At 61.3% G+C, this 14,035-nt stretch carries 12 protein-coding genes and 1 tRNA gene; 3 read left to right on the top strand and 10 right to left on the bottom strand.

Annotated elements, in window-relative coordinates; all coding sequences use genetic code 11:
* Window positions 1-33: 33 nt before the first annotated feature.
* From ACODTD_RS13705 to dibA, 3 genes are all read right to left on the bottom strand, one after another.
* The gene (locus ACODTD_RS13705) at window positions 34-1,047 is read right to left on the bottom strand and encodes a sulfate ABC transporter substrate-binding protein (protein WP_011331904.1); all 1,014 of its coding nucleotides are present in this window, start codon (window positions 1,045-1,047) and stop codon (window positions 34-36) included.
* A 132-nt stretch (window positions 1,048-1,179) separates the two neighbouring features.
* Window positions 1,180-1,362, bottom strand: coding sequence for a sulfur starvation response protein OscA (oscA, locus tag ACODTD_RS13700; RefSeq protein ID WP_007952821.1), 183 nt, complete (start codon window positions 1,360-1,362; stop codon window positions 1,180-1,182).
* A gap of 190 nt (window positions 1,363-1,552) precedes the next feature.
* Window positions 1,553-3,472 carry a phosphodiesterase DibA gene (gene dibA / locus ACODTD_RS13695; RefSeq protein ID WP_489104940.1) on the bottom strand — a complete coding sequence of 640 codons (1,920 nt, stop codon included), beginning with the start codon at window positions 3,470-3,472 and terminating at the stop codon, window positions 1,553-1,555.
* Window positions 3,473-3,618: 146 nt separating this feature from the next.
* Between dibA and desA the strand changes: the two genes are divergently transcribed.
* Together desA and ACODTD_RS13685 are read left to right on the top strand one after the other, a co-directional pair.
* On the top strand, window positions 3,619-4,803 hold the full coding sequence (gene desA / locus ACODTD_RS13690) for a delta-9 fatty acid desaturase DesA (protein WP_489104939.1): 1,185 nt from the start codon (window positions 3,619-3,621) through the stop codon (window positions 4,801-4,803).
* A gap of 146 nt (window positions 4,804-4,949) precedes the next feature.
* On the top strand, window positions 4,950-5,939 hold the full coding sequence (locus ACODTD_RS13685; RefSeq protein WP_197870234.1) for a GGDEF domain-containing protein: 990 nt from the start codon (window positions 4,950-4,952) through the stop codon (window positions 5,937-5,939).
* 27 nt (window positions 5,940-5,966) lie between these two features.
* Here ACODTD_RS13685 and ACODTD_RS13680 read toward each other — a convergent pair whose 3' ends face one another.
* From ACODTD_RS13680 to gabD, 3 genes are all read right to left on the bottom strand, one after another.
* Window positions 5,967-7,178 (bottom strand): response regulator, encoded by a 1,212-nt coding sequence (locus ACODTD_RS13680; protein WP_197870236.1) that lies wholly within the window; start codon window positions 7,176-7,178, stop codon window positions 5,967-5,969.
* Window positions 7,179-7,318: 140 nt separating this feature from the next.
* Window positions 7,319-8,596, bottom strand: coding sequence for a 4-aminobutyrate--2-oxoglutarate transaminase (gabT, locus tag ACODTD_RS13675; RefSeq protein WP_007957613.1), 1,278 nt, complete (start codon window positions 8,594-8,596; stop codon window positions 7,319-7,321).
* 186 nt (window positions 8,597-8,782) lie between these two features.
* Complete coding sequence (gene gabD / locus ACODTD_RS13670) at window positions 8,783-10,225, bottom strand: NADP-dependent succinate-semialdehyde dehydrogenase (RefSeq protein ID WP_102717905.1); 1,443 nt, start codon at window positions 10,223-10,225, stop codon at window positions 8,783-8,785.
* Window positions 10,226-10,668: 443 nt separating this feature from the next.
* On the opposite strand from gabD, the gene ACODTD_RS13665 reads away from it, so the two are divergent.
* Window positions 10,669-10,745, top strand: a tRNA-Arg gene (locus ACODTD_RS13665).
* A 67-nt stretch (window positions 10,746-10,812) separates the two neighbouring features.
* Here the strand turns inward: ACODTD_RS13665 and ACODTD_RS13660 are convergent.
* From ACODTD_RS13660 to ACODTD_RS13645, 4 genes are read right to left on the bottom strand one after another with little or no spacing between them, the layout of a single operon-like run.
* Window positions 10,813-11,082: a hypothetical protein gene (locus tag ACODTD_RS13660; protein ID WP_489104938.1), complete on the bottom strand. Its 270-nt coding sequence runs from the start codon at window positions 11,080-11,082 to the stop codon at window positions 10,813-10,815.
* Between the two features lie 20 nt (window positions 11,083-11,102).
* Window positions 11,103-11,717 carry a hypothetical protein gene (locus tag ACODTD_RS13655; protein WP_489104937.1) on the bottom strand — a complete coding sequence of 205 codons (615 nt, stop codon included), beginning with the start codon at window positions 11,715-11,717 and terminating at the stop codon, window positions 11,103-11,105.
* Window positions 11,714-12,325 (bottom strand): RNA polymerase sigma factor, encoded by a 612-nt coding sequence (locus ACODTD_RS13650; RefSeq protein ID WP_489104936.1) that lies wholly within the window; start codon window positions 12,323-12,325, stop codon window positions 11,714-11,716. The genes ACODTD_RS13655 and ACODTD_RS13650 overlap by 4 nt, the downstream gene beginning before the upstream one ends.
* The gene (locus ACODTD_RS13645; protein ID WP_489104935.1) at window positions 12,325-14,016 is read right to left on the bottom strand and encodes a vWA domain-containing protein; all 1,692 of its coding nucleotides are present in this window, start codon (window positions 14,014-14,016) and stop codon (window positions 12,325-12,327) included. The genes ACODTD_RS13650 and ACODTD_RS13645 overlap by 1 nt, the downstream gene beginning before the upstream one ends.
* Window positions 14,017-14,035 lie beyond the last annotated feature (19 nt).

The raw sequence follows: 14,035 nt of genomic DNA, 5'->3' as shown, positions 1-14,035 counted from the left end.
TTAAATCGGGGCTCGTTTATGACCTATTTCAGATTACTGCGCCTGATAGATCTGGTCGAACACGCCACCGTCGTTGAAGAATTTCGGCTGCGCGGTTTTCCAGCCGCCGAAGTCCTTGTCGATGGTCACCAGCTCCAGTTTAGGGAACTGCTGGGCGTACTTCGCCGCCACGTCCTTGTCACGCGGACGGTAGAAGTTCTTCGCCGCGATTTCCTGGCCGGCCGGGCTGTACAGGTGCTTGAGGTAGGCTTCGGCGATCTGCTCGTTGCCCTTCTTCTCGGCGTTCTTGTCGACCACCGCCACCGGTGGTTCGGCGAGGATCGACAGCGAAGGCACGACGATGTCGAACTTGTCCTTGCCGCCGTCTTCTTTCAGCGCCAGGAACGCTTCGTTTTCCCAGGCCAGCAACACGTCACCCTGACCGTTGTTGACGAAGGTGATGGTCGAGCCACGGGCGCCGGTGTCCAGAACCGGTACGTGTTTGAACAGGGTTTGTACATATTCCTTGGCTTTGGCTTCGTTGCCGCCATTGGCTTTCAGGCCGTAGGCCCACGCCGCGAGGAAGTTCCAGCGTGCACCGCCGGAGGTTTTCGGGTTCGGGGTGATCACCGAGACGTCATTCTTGATCAGATCGCCCCAGTCCTTGATGCCTTTCGGGTTGCCCTTGCGCACCAGGAACACGATGGTCGAGGTGTAAGGAGTGCTGGCGTCCGGCAGACGCTTCTGCCAGTCGGCCGGCAGGGTCTTGCCGAGCTTGGCAATTTCGTCGATGTCGCCGGCTAGGGCCAGGGTTACGACGTCGGCGCGCAGACCGTCGATCACCGCACGGCCCTGCTTGCCCGAACCGCCGTGGGATTGCTGGATTTTCACAGTGTCGCCGGCGTGCTCTGACTGCCAGTACTTCACGAACTCGGCGTTGTAATCCTGATACAGCTCGCGCGTCGGGTCATACGACACGTTGAGCAGTTCGTAATCCTTGGCAACCGCGGAACCGGCAAACACAGCGCTGGCCAGGGCGGCCAAAGCGTAACGGCGAATCGACGACATGGTGAAAGCTCCTGGAATTCTTGGTGGTGGCTTTTTCTTATGGATTGCTGGAATCGGGTTGCTCGTTCAACGACCGCAGCCTGTGGCAGCTTCTGCCAACAGCTCCCCGCAGGAGCTGCCGCAGACTACGAATCAGGCCGGTTTGTTACCCGGTTGCTGCAGACGGAATTTCTCTTTGCGTTCGATCTGGACCACCTGGGCGTTATGCACAGTGATTTCCACCGCGCCGAAACGCAGGTCGCGCAAGGCGCTCTGGATTTCGCGCAAGATGGTGCTTTCGTCCTGACCGTCAACGCTACGCAGGGATGCGCTCATGGTGCTGCTCCTTTGTATGGGATATGCCTGGCAGTGGGCGGCACTGCATTCGGCGTGGGAGCAATATAAGAGAGGCGCGGATATTCTTAAAAAGACTATTTAAGAATGTTTATATAACTGGAAAACATTATGTGATGCAGCAAGGGTTTGCGGCGGATTTGCCCGCCGGCAAACCCGCCGTACGCCCTCATCAACCGATCAAGGGCGCCCGGTTCCAGTCGATTTGCGCTTCCGGGACCGGCCGCCCAAACCAGTAGCCCTGCCCCAGATCACAGGCCTGGCCCAGCAGGAACGCCGCCTGTTCCACCTGCTCGATGCCCTCGGCATGCACCTGCATGCCCATGCTGCGGGCCAGGGCGATGATCACCCGGACGATCGCAGCGTCGTCCTCGTCCCACGGCAGGCCGGCGACGAAGCCCTGATCGATCTTGAGCTTCTGCACCGGCAGGCGCTTGAGCCGCAGCAACGACGAATAACCGGTGCCGAAGTCATCGATGGCCAGACGAATGCCCAGCTCGCGCAGCCGATGCATCTGCTCCAGCGCGACTTCCGGATCGTCCATCACCGCGCTTTCGGTGACCTCCAGTTCCAGATAAGCCGGATCCAGGCCGGTGTCGTGCAGCACCTGCGCCACCTGCTGATACAACTCGCGGCGGGCAAACAACCGCGAGGACACGTTGACCGCGACAAACGACAGCACCACCCCGGCCTGCTGCCATTGGCACATCTGCCGACAGGCCTGCTGCATGACCCAGGCGTCGATTTCCGAGATCAGCCCGGTGCGCTCGGCAATCGGGATGAACTCCGCAGGGGAAACCAGGCCTCGCTGCGGATGCTCCCAGCGCACCAGCGCCTCGACGCCTATCAGGCGACTGGTTTGCAGGTCGTGCACCGGTTGGTAGTAGACCCGCAGTTCCTGCTGCTCCAGCGCGCGGCGCAACTCGAAGGCGATTTCGACCCGCTGCTGGGCGTGGGCCGTGAGTTCTTCGGTGTACAGCGCGTAGCCGTTGCGGCCGCTGCTCTTGGCCTTGAACAGCGCCGCATCGGCGTTGCGCAACAGTTGTTCGGCGCTCAGCGCATCGCTGGGAAACAGGCTGATGCCGAGGCTGGCGTTGATGAACAGTTCATGGCCGTCGAGGCAGAACGGCTCTTTAAGCGCATCGAGAATGCGCTGAGCCAATGCTGCCGCCTGCGCCGGTTGTGGACAACTTTCCAGCAGGACCGCGAACTCATCGCCGCCCAGCCGCGCCAGGGTGATGCCCGGCCCGAACAACGCCTGCAAACGCGCGGCGACCGCCTTGAGCAAACGGTCACCGATAGTGTGGCCGAGACTGTCGTTGATCAGTTTGAAATGGTCCAGATCGATCATCAGCAGCGCGCAGCCGCGCTTGTGGGTCTGCGCCGATGCCAGCGCCTGTTCGGCGCGGTCGCTGAACAGCAGGCGGTTGGGCAGGTCGGTCAGCGGATCGTGGTGGGCCAGGTGCTTGAGTTCGTGCTCGGAATCCTTGATCGCGCTGATGTCGGAAAACACCGCGACGTAATGGCTGAGCCGGTTGTCATCGTCACGAATGACCCGGATCGTCTGCCATTGCGGGTAGATTTCACCGCTCTTGCGCCGGTTCCAGATCTCGCCGCTCCATTCGTCCCGCGCCTGTAAAGAAGCGAACATCGCCTGATAGAACCCCGGCGGATGGTGCCCGGACTTGAACAGGCTGGGCTGCTGACCCATCACTTCTTCACGCTGATAACCGGTGATTTCCATGAACGCGCGATTGACGTGCACGATCAGCCCCTGCCGGTCCGTGACCAGCACGCCTTCGCGGGTGCAATCGAATACCGCAGCGGCCTGACGCAGGCGTTCGCGATCCGCCTGGCGCTCACGCAAGCGGGCACCGATCCCCAGGCATTCGAACAGCCGCGCCCGGGCGAGGAAGATCAACCCGGCGCTGAGCGCTACGAACAGGTAGCCGTTGATCAGTTGCCAGCGCAGCAACTCGTCAGAGCTATCGAAGAAACTGTTCAATAAATAACCAGTGCCTTGCAGCCAGACCACGGCAAGGACCAGGTAAAGCAGCGCTGCACGCAAGGCATCGCGATAAGTGGCAGACATTCGGTCATCCATGTCCCTACAAAAATGTCGGGATTATAGGTCAAGAAACATCCAGCCATCTCTTATCTGAAAGGGCGACTGGTTTTATCTGTGTGCTTGGTGATAATGCAACGGCTGTTTTTTCTTTATCGAGGGCCCTATAGCCTATGTGGTACGAAGGTTTTCTTGGCTTGTCGGCCTGGTCGCTGGTCGCCGTCACCCTGGCGATGACCCACGTGACGATCGTTGCCGTCACGGTCTACTTGCACCGCTACTCGGCCCATCGCTCCCTGGAGCTGAATGCCGGCCTGAAGCATTTTTTCCGTTTCTGGCTGTGGCTGACCACGGCACAGAACACCCGCGAGTGGACTGCCATCCACCGCAAACACCACGCCAAATGCGAAACCGAAGACGACCCGCACAGTCCGGTCGTCAAGGGTCTGTCCACCGTCCTGCGCAAAGGCGCCGAGCTGTACCGCGAAGAAGCGCAGAACCCGGAAACCCTGCGCATCTACGGCAAGAACTGCCCCGAAGACTGGATCGAGCGCAACCTCTACAGCCGCTACCGATTGCTGGGCGTGGCGATCATGGCGGTCGTCGATCTGCTGCTGTTCGGCACCATCGGCATCACCGTCTGGGCGATCCAGATGATGTGGATCCCGGTCTGGGCGGCCGGTGTGGTCAACGGCCTCGGCCATGCCGTCGGCTACCGCAATTTCGAATGCCGCGACGCGGCGACCAATCTGGTGCCTTGGGGCATCCTGATCGGCGGCGAAGAACTGCACAACAACCATCACACCTACCCCAACTCGGCCAAGCTGTCGGTCAAGAAGTGGGAGTTCGACCTCGGCTGGGCGTGGATCCAGGTCTTCAGCTTCCTGCGTCTGGCCAAGGTCCAGCGAGTCGCCCCGATCGCCCACCGCGTCGAAGGCAAGGGCAGCCTGGACATGGACACTGCCATGGCGATCCTCAACAACCGCTTCCAGATCATGGCCCAGTACCGCAAGCTGGTGATCGGCCCGCTGGTCAAGCAGGAACTGGCCAAGGTCGATCATTCGGTACGCCACCAGTTCCACCGGGCCAAACGTCTGCTCTCGCGGGAAACCAGCCTGTTGGAAGATCGCCACCACGCGCGCATCCAGAACATGCTCGAGCACAGCCAGGCGCTGAAGGTAATCTACGAGAAGCGCCTGGCCCTGCAGCAGATCTGGGTCAAGACCAGCGCGAATGGCCACGACATGCTCGCCGCCATCAAGGAATGGGTCCACGAGGCAGAGGCCAGCGGCATCCAGTCCCTGCGCGAATTCGCTGACCAGTTGAAAACCTACTCGCTGCGCCCTGTCGCCGTCTGAGTGCCGTTGATCGGTGCGCCCGGTTGCCGGGCGCACCCTTCGGAACTTCACCCTCGATCCCCTATCTCAAAGACACTTCGCCACCCCCGGCGGGTTTTCCCGTGGCCGTTGTCGATAGATCGACACGCCCTTTGAGATTCGTGTCGATGGTCAACAACAATCAAAATCAATCATCCCCTCCCCAGTGGCCCGAGGCCGCGCAAACCCTGATGGCATTGATGCATGCCCAGGGCGAAGTCGCCCGCCTGAGCGAACGCGAGCAGCTGTTCAGCTCGCTGCTGGTCAGCGTCAATGCCGTGCTTTGGGCCTTCAACTGGGAAACCCGGCAGGTGCTTTACGTCAGCCCTGCTTACGAGCGGATCTTCGGCCGCTCCGCCGCCCTGCTGTTGGCCGACCACAACCAGTGGCGCGACAGCATCTACCCGGACGATCTGGAATACGCCGAACGCAGCCTCGCCGAAGTGCTGCACAAAGGCGCTGTGGAAGACCGCGAATACCGGATCATCGCCGCCGACGGCCAGATACGCTGGATCAGCGACAAGTGCTTCATCAACCGTCAGGACGAACCGGGGCAACCGGTGATCATCGTCGGCATCGCCGAAGACATCACCGACAAGAAGCAAATGGAAACCGAGCTGCAACGCCTGGCCACCACCGACGTGCTGACCCAGAGCAGCAATCGCCGGCACTTTTTCGAATGCGCCCACCGCGAATTCGAAAACGCCCGCCTGCAAGGCGCTCCACTGGCGTTCCTGCTGCTGGACATCGATGACTTCAAAGTGATCAACGACACCTACGGCCACCCCGAAGGCGACAACGTGCTGCAACGAATCGCCGAATGCGGTCGTGCCTCATTACGCCGGGGCGACCTGTTCGGGCGGATTGGCGGTGAGGAGTTTGCTGCGGTTTTCCCGGGCTGTGCGCCGGACATGGCCATGCAGGTGGCCGAGCGGCTGCAACGGGAAATTCAGCGGCTGAGTTTCAATTACGGTGAACAAACGTTCGGCATCACCGTCAGCCAGGGCCTGACCAGCCTCACCCCGGAAGACGAAAGCCTCGACACCCTCTTCGCCCGTGCGGACGCGGCAATGTACGAGGCCAAGCGGCAGGGCAAGAACCGGATCATTTCCGCCTGATTCCAGATCGGATGCGCAATCAAGCCGCTATTTGCGCATCCGCATCAGCTCCGGCAAGCCGATCTTGAGCAAGCGCGCCGTACGGCTCTTGGCCAGTTCCTCGACGCCTTCATGTTCGGTCAGCCGGGCCATTTGCGCCGCCATGTTCATCACCAGCGCCTCGCGGGAGTACACCCCGCCCCCGAGCTGGTAGACCGAGGCAATCAACTCGCGCAGTTCCAGCGGCAAACGCCAGCGGGTGCGCAACGCCGAGCCGTAAGCCGCACCGAACTCCGCCAGTGCATCGCCGACTTCCTCCAGCTCGTCCAACTCGCCGCCGGCCTGCTTCCACTCTTGAAGACAACGCAGCAACGCCAGATCGCCGAGGCGATGGAGCATGCCGGCGCAGTAGCAGCGCTCCTGATCCAGATCGAGCAACCGCGCCAAGGTGCGGGCGTACTCGGCGGTGTGCAGTGACAGGCCCCAATAGCGCTCGGCGTAGTCGGCCAGGCATGGGTCGCTCAGTCGGGCACTGCGCTTGAGTGCCAGGCCAAGAATCAGGTTCATGCTTTGCCCGGTGCCCAGACGATGCAGCGCCTGCGCCAGGGTCTGCACCGGCGAACCGTGGTGCTGGGCGGCACTGTTGGCGGCGGCAATCAACACCGCGGTGATTTGCGGATCAGTGCGGATTTCCTCCTCCAGCAGCTTCAGGTCCAGGCCGTTGGGGTTGAGGCTGCGCTTGACCGCCACCTGCACGTCGGTCATCAACGGTGCGCCGTCGGCCTGTTCGCGGCGACGTTCGAGGAATACCGACAGCGTCATGCCCGGCGCCAGTGCGGGTACTTCACAGAACACTTCTTCGCCGGCATTGAGCAGCAGCCCCTGCAAACGCTCGGTCAGGCTTTCCATGTTCAGGGGTTTGGCCAGGTAGGCGGTCGGCGCTAGCGGCAAGGCTTCGCGCACGCTGGCGCTGTCGTTGCGGCTGCTCATCAGAATGAACGGCAGCGGCGGCTTGCGTTTGCGCTGGCGGACGCTGCGCAACACGCTCAAGCCATCGACGCCGGGCAACTCCCAGTCGACGATCGCCAGGTCATAGGGCACTTCGCTGAGCAGCGTCATTGCCTCCTGGCCATCGGCGCACAAGTCCAGCCGCGCATCGCAGCGCACATTCAGCAGCACTTGTTTGAGCAGGTCACGAGACCACGGGTCGGCCTCGGCAATCAGGACTCTCGGTACAGCGGGTAAATCGACGGCCGTCATGCTCGCCCTCCCTTGCAATGCTTGAACCTTAGCCAATGCTGGCGTTTCGGTACAACCTGAAAACCGCGCAGGTGTTTCCCGGGCATGAAAAAACCCGCAGAAGCGGGTTTTTTGTCGATCCGATCACACGGTGCTACGGATTACAGCTCCGAGAAGCACTCTTCGATGATCGCCAGACCTTTGTCCAGTTGCTCGTCCGGTGAGGTCAGCGGTACCAGGACGCGCAGAACGTTGCCGTAGGTGCCGCAGGACAGCAGGATCAGGCCCTTGTCACGCGCCTTGGCCACGACAGCCGCGACGGCGGTCGGGTTTGGCTTGTGGCTGTCGCCGTTTTCGAACAGCTCGACCGCGATCATCGCGCCGAGGGCACGGACTTCGCCGATCACCGGGTACTTGGCCTGGATGGCTTTCAGGCCAGTGACCAGACGCTCACCAACAGCCTTGCAGCGGTCCAGCAGTTTTTCTTCTTCGAACACTTCCATCACGGCCAGGGCCGCAGCGCAAGCGATCGGGCTACCGGCGTAGGTGCCGCCCAGGCCACCTGGCGCGATGGCGTCCATGTATTCGGCCTTGCCGCACACACCGGCCAGCGGGAAGCCGCCAGCGATGGATTTGGCGAAAGTGGTCAGGTCGGCAGCAACGCCCATCTGCTCCATGGCGAAGAAAGTGCCGGTACGGCCAGCGCCGGTCTGCACTTCGTCAGCGATCAGCAGGATGCCGTGCTGGTCGCACAGGGCGCGCAGGCGCTTCATGAATTCTTTCGGTGCGACGTAGAAACCACCTTCACCCTGCACAGGCTCGATGATGATCGCGGCGATGTCTTTCGGCTCGGCGTCGTTCTTGAAGATGCGTTCGATGGAAGCGATCGAGTCGTCGATGCTCACGCCGTGCAGTTCGTTCGGGTACAACGCGCGGAAGATGCCGCCTGGCATCAGGCCCATGCCGGCCGAGTAAGGCACGACTTTACCGGTCAGGCCCAGGGTCATCATGGTGCGACCGTGGTAAGCGCCGGTGAAAGCGATCACGCCAGCGCGGCCAGTGGCGGCACGAGCGATCTTCACGGCGTTTTCAACGGCTTCGGAACCGGTGGTCACCAGCAGGGTTTTCTTGGCGAAGTCGCCCGGTACGCGAGCGTTGATTTTCTCGCACAGCTCGACGTACGGCTCATAAGCCAGAACCTGGAAGCAGGTGTGAGTCAGCTTGTTCAGTTGCTCGGTCACGGCGGCGATGATTTTCGGGTGCACGTGGCCGGTGTTCAGTACAGCGATACCGCCAGCGAAGTCGATGAATTCACGACCTTCAACGTCGGTCACGGTCGCGTTCTTCGCGGACTCGGCGAAGATCGGGTGAATCTGGCCAACACCCCGTGGAACAGCAGCGGTACGGCGGGCCATCAGTTCAGCGTTAGTCTTGCTCATTACAGTCCTCATTCGCCGCTCATCGGGCGGCGCGGTTCAAGGATAAAGCGGGAGGAATCGGCGGTGGCAGCATGCGATGATCGACTGCCACGGCGTTCCCGGCCGCAGAGAAAATTCCGGTTTGAAACGACGCAAAGGGACAGCGCTCTCGTGCCCTTTGCGTTTACAGCGATCTTCTACCGAGGCTTAGATGCCCAGGCAGAGGTATTTGATTTCCAGGTAATCTTCGATGCCGTACTTGGAGCCTTCACGGCCCAGGCCCGAGGCCTTGATGCCGCCGAACGGCGCGACTTCGTTGGAGATCAGCCCGGTGTTGACGCCGACCATGCCGTACTCCAGGGCTTCCGCCACACGGAACACACGGCCCAGGTCGCGAGCGTAGAAGTACGAGGCCAGACCGAACTCGGTGTCGTTCGACATCGCTATCACGTCGGCTTCGTCTTTGAAGCGGAACAGCGGCGCCAGCGGACCGAAGGTTTCTTCCTTGGCCACCGCCGCGTCTTTCGGCACGTTGGTCAGGATGGTCGGTTCGAAGAAGTTGCCTTCCATCGGCTTGCCACCGGCCAGAACGGTTGCGCCTTTGCTCACCGCGTCAGCGATGTGCTCTTGCACCTTGGCCACGGCTTTCTCGTCGATCAGCGGACCCGTGGTGGTGCCTTCTTCCAGACCGTTGCCGATTTTCAGCTTGGCGACTGCCACTTTCAGCTTCTCGGCGAACGCGTCGTAGACCGAATCCTGAATGTACAGACGGTTGGCGCAGACGCAGGTCTGGCCGTTGTTGCGGTACTTGGAAATGATCGCGCCTTCGACGGCCTTATCCAGGTCCGCGTCGTCGAACACGATGAATGGCGCGTTGCCGCCCAGTTCCAGGGAAACTTTCTTGATGTCCTTGGCGCATTCCGACATCAACTGACGACCGATTTCGGTCGAGCCGGTGAAGGACAGTTTGCGCACGATCGGGTTGCTGGTCAGCTCGCTGCCGATGTCGCCGGCGCTGCCGGAGACCACGCTGAACACACCTTTGGGAATGCCGGCGCGCTGGGCCAGTTCGGCCAGAGCGAATGCGGAGAACGGGGTTTGCGAAGCAGGCTTGAGCACCATGGTGCAACCGGCGGCAAGCGCAGGACCTGCTTTACGAGTGATCATCGCCGCCGGGAAGTTCCACGGGGTGATGGCAGCGGTAACGCCGATCGGTTGCTTGATCACGATCAGGCGCTTGTCCGGCTGGTGGCCCGGAATCACGTCACCGTAGATGCGCTTGGCTTCTTCGGCGAACCACTCGATGAACGAAGCGGCGTAAACGATTTCGCCCTTGGCTTCGGCCAGTGGCTTGCCCTGCTCGAGGGTCATCAGGCGAGCGAGGTCGTCCTGGTGCTCGATCATCAGTTCGAACCAGCGACGCAGCTTGCCTGCACGCTCCTTGGCGGTCAGTGCACGCCAGGCCGGCAACGCCTTGTCGGCGGCTTCGATGGCACGGCGGGTTTCGGCTGCGCCCATCTTCGGCACAGTGCCCAGAATCTCGCCGGTGGCCGGGTTGTTGACCTTGATCGTCTGACCGCTGTCCGCGTCGACCCATGCGCCATCGATGAAGGCTTGCTGGCGGAACAACTGGGTGTCTTTAAGCTGCATGTCGGCTTTCCTTAACAGCACCGCGCAAGGCGCGGAGCAAAATTATGATTGTAGAAAGGCGCCTCGCAAGGCTGCCGTCAGGGAAATCATTTACCGGGCTGGCACATAAATAGCGCACGACTCAAAACGCGTGCGGCTCAGCACCTGGATAAGGAGCGTTTGAAATCTCAAACGAATCCTAGGTTCAAAGGGGTTGAAGGACAATAGGGCGTTCGAAAAAAAGAACAAAAACGCCGCAATTGCTGAACATTTCAGATCAACGTACCAACAGCTCGGGTCGCAGGGAAACCATAGAACAGCCTCTCAAAAGCGCCAAGCGAGCCTTTTGCAGGACGTTACAGCTTTATGGAATGCAGTGCTTTTCAACCGACACGCGCACTGACAATCCGCACCAAAACCCGGCATGGACGCCCCGAGCCGACCTAGGTATGATGTCGCCCGCTGCACCAGTAGCTCAGCTGGATAGAGTACTGCCCTCCGAAGGCAGGGGTCGTGGGTTCGAATCCCGCCTGGTGCGCCATCGATTTAAACGAGAAAGCCCCGGACTGTGATGGTCCGGGGCTTTTTTGTGTCTGCTGGTTGGCGACTCACTCCGTCGTCCAGTCAAACTCGTCATATTCATCATCGTCTTCTTCGTCCTCGATAAAGTCATCATCGAGAACGTCGTCTTCCAGATCCTCTTCGGCCTGTTTGGCCAGAAGAAACTCCTTGCGACTCTCCGTCACTGCCCGCCGCAGTTCCTCGCCCTTGACCGGGCAGTTGAGCATTTGGGCGATGCGGTCGATTTTTTGGGCCACGGCATCCTCCAGCGCATCGGCAATGACCCGATAGTGCGCGTTTTTGCGGGTCAATGCCAAATGGCGGATGGCTGATACGGTCAGTTCTTGCGGATTTTTTCCAGTCGCAGGTCGAGATTCACGTTCGGGTAGCGCTTGTGCAGGTTGTTGAACAGGCTGTCGGCCGCTTGCGACTGGCCGGACTCGCGCAGGCGCAGGACTTCACGCAGTTGCGCGTCAAGACCGTTGACCGGGGCGGCGGCGCGCTTGCTGACCTTGGCGTCGTCCGCCGTGTCGGCGCTGATCGATTCGCTCTGCATCGGTGCGGCCATTTCCGCCATTGGCGCGGGAGCCATTGCGGGTGCAGGCGCGGAAAGTGCGCCGGCGGGCGCCGACAATGATCGGGCCTCCTGACGGACCACAGGCGCGGCCGGTTTGGCAGCAGGGGCGAAATCGTATTCAGCCACGGGCTCCGGCGCGCGTTGCACCAGCGACAGCATCAGCGCGATGCCGACCAGACTGGCAAAAGCCACCTGGTAGCGCGGTTGCTGGCAGGCCTTGAGCCATCGTTGCCACAGACTCTGCCGTGGCGCCGGGGTTTCACGGCGGGCGACGTTGAGGATCAGTGCGTCGAGACGCGCCGGCGGTTCGGCGTTGTGCTGTTCGCGCACGTGCTTGAGCATTTGCTCTTCGGGTGTCGGGCGGGCGTCCGTCATGTCAGTACCTCCTCGGCCAGCAGCCGACGCAGTTTTTGCTGGGCGTAGCGCAAGCGGCTCTTGACGGTTTCCAGCGGTGTTTCGGTGAGGCTGGCGATTTGCGCCAGGTCGAGGTCGCCGTGGGCACGAAGCAGAAACACTTCGCGCTGGTCGGCGGGCAAGGATTGCAGGGCGCTCTCCAGGCGCAGGCTGTCGCGGCTGAGGTTGAGCAGTTGTTCGGGATCCGAGGCATCGTCGCTGACGGCGTGGAAATGCTCGTCGTAGCTGTCATGCAGCGGTTGTCGGGCGCCGTGCTTGCGCCAGTGGTCAATCAGGCGATTGCGGGCAATCTGGAACAACCACGTACGAAAGGTCGCCCGGCCTTTTGGCTGACTGGTGCTGCGGATCAGGCTCAGCCAGGTCTCCTGGAACACCTCGTCGGCCAGTTCCGGTTTGCCGCTCAACCCAAGCAGAAACCGGTAAAGACTCTGCCGATGGCGGGCGTACAGGATCTCGAACGCCTTGGCGTCACCCTCGCGATAACGGGCCAGCAGCGATTCGTCGCTACTGGCCTCAAGGCTGTCGGCGGAAGCAAACAGCTGTGTGATAAAGACTTTGAGGCGACTCACTATTCAATCCGTCGCTCAGTGGAGATTGCGTTGGAGGCAGTGGAGGTACGCAGGCTCTGCGCCAGTTCCACCAGTTGCACGAACTCGTTACGCAGGCCGAAACGGTCATCGCCGCGTGCACCTCGGGCCAGGGCTTCGGTGTCCTTGAGGCTGAATTCGCCGGTGTAGCGGCCGTCCTTGAGTTGCTGGGAAAACGCAGCGACGGCGGCAGCAAAACGCAGGTCTTCACTGGCCGGCGCCACCTGACTGGCAATCGGCCGCTCGATCAGCAGACTTTTCCCACCCTCAGGCTTCTGATATCGCACACGCAGCATGGCCAATTCTCCTTTCTTCTCGGAAACCACTGCATCGGTTTTTCCGTAACGCAGCGGTTCCAGCCAGCCCTTCTCGCCCGTCGGGACGATTTCATACAGCGCCGTCACCGTATGGCCTGCACCGATTTCACCGCCATCGACCTTGTCATTGCTGAAATCCTCACGCTTCAACGCGCGGTTCTCGTAACCGAGCAGCCGGTATTCGCTAACCTGCGCCGGGTTGAACTCGACCTGCAACTTGACGTTTTTCGCTACCACGGCGAGGGTCGAACCGAGTTGATCCACCAGCACCTTGCGCGCTTCGCGCAGGTTGTCGATGTAGGCGTAGTTGCCGTCACCGGCATCGGCCAGTTGTTCCATCAGGTGTTCATTGTAGTTATCCACACCGAAACCCAGGGTGGTCAGGGAAATCCCGGTCTTGCGTTTATCCACAGCCATTTGTTTCAGGCTGTCGAAGTCGCTGATGCCGACGTTGAAGTCGCCATCGGTGGCCAACAGGATGCGGTTGATGCCGTTGGGGATGAAAGCCTGCTGCGCCATCTGATAAGCCAGTTCGATACCTGAAGCGCCCGCAGTCGAGCCGCCGGCGGTCAATTGCTCGATGGCTGTGCGAATTTTCGCTTTTTCCCGTCCGGAAGTCGGCTCCAGCACCACGCTGGATTCGCCGGCATACACCACCAGCGACACCCGATCCTGCTCGCGCAATTGATCGACCAGCAATTTCAGGGTGCTTTTGACCCGCGGCAAGCCTTCGGGGCGGTCCATCGAGCCGGACACATCCACCAGAAACACCAGGTTCGCCGGGGCCAGCTCCGCCATCGCACGGTCGGAGGCCTTGATGCCGATGCGCAGCAAACGGGTGTGCGGGTTCCACGGTGAAGCGGCCAGTTCGGTGGTCACGCCGAAGGGCGAGCCATCGCTCGGCAGTGCGTAGTCGTAGGGGAAGTAATTGACCATCTCTTCCAGCCGCACCGCGCCTTCCGGCGGCAGGCGACCCTGGTTGAGCAGCCTCCGCACATTGGCGTAAGCGCCGGTGTCGACGTCGGCGCTGAAGGTCGAGACAGGAGTTTCGGCGACGCTGTGGATCGGGTTGTCGGCCAGATTGCCGTACTGCTCGCGCTGTTCGGCGCGATAGCCTTGTGGATAACTTTCACTGGCCGGCATCGGTGCAAAACTGGCGATCGGCGCTGCCCGTACACTGCGTTTGGCCATCGCGCTGCCGGCCATGACCGCTTCGGGCTGCACGGAGGATTTCAGCTCGGTCTGCGTCGGAGGCGGCGCGACGGTGGCTTCCGGGCTGGAGGAAACACCGCAACCGGCGACCACCAGCAACACACTGGCAGCAAGGGGGCGCAGAAGCGTGGAAGGAAGGGACATGGGGGCTGACCTCGGGGAA

Source organism: Pseudomonas sp. FG35 (assembly GCF_057809295.1).
The sequence above is the reverse complement of the archived record's forward strand: the minus strand, read 5'-3'. Positions and strand labels throughout refer to the sequence as shown.

Bases quoted from the DNA above. Each gene is read 5' to 3' on its own strand.
- gabD (WP_102717905.1), bottom strand. From the start codon at position 10,225: ATGCAGCTTAAAGACACCCAGTTGTTCCGCCAGCAAGCCTTCATCGAT.
- ACODTD_RS13655 (WP_489104937.1), bottom strand. From the start codon at position 11,717: ATGACGGACGCCCGCCCGACACCCGAAGAGCAAATGCTCAAGCACGTG.
- dibA (WP_489104940.1), bottom strand. From the start codon at position 3,472: ATGTCTGCCACTTATCGCGATGCCTTGCGTGCAGCGCTGCTTTACCTG.
- ACODTD_RS13645 (WP_489104935.1), bottom strand. From the start codon at position 14,016: ATGTCCCTTCCTTCCACGCTTCTGCGCCCCCTTGCTGCCAGTGTGTTG.
- ACODTD_RS13705 (WP_011331904.1), bottom strand. From the start codon at position 1,047: ATGTCGTCGATTCGCCGTTACGCTTTGGCCGCCCTGGCCAGCGCTGTG.
- gabT (WP_007957613.1), bottom strand. From the start codon at position 8,596: ATGAGCAAGACTAACGCTGAACTGATGGCCCGCCGTACCGCTGCTGTT.
- ACODTD_RS13685 (WP_197870234.1), top strand. From the start codon at position 4,950: ATGGTCAACAACAATCAAAATCAATCATCCCCTCCCCAGTGGCCCGAG.
- desA (WP_489104939.1), top strand. From the start codon at position 3,619: ATGTGGTACGAAGGTTTTCTTGGCTTGTCGGCCTGGTCGCTGGTCGCC.
- oscA (WP_007952821.1), bottom strand. From the start codon at position 1,362: ATGAGCGCATCCCTGCGTAGCGTTGACGGTCAGGACGAAAGCACCATC.
- ACODTD_RS13680 (WP_197870236.1), bottom strand. From the start codon at position 7,178: ATGACGGCCGTCGATTTACCCGCTGTACCGAGAGTCCTGATTGCCGAG.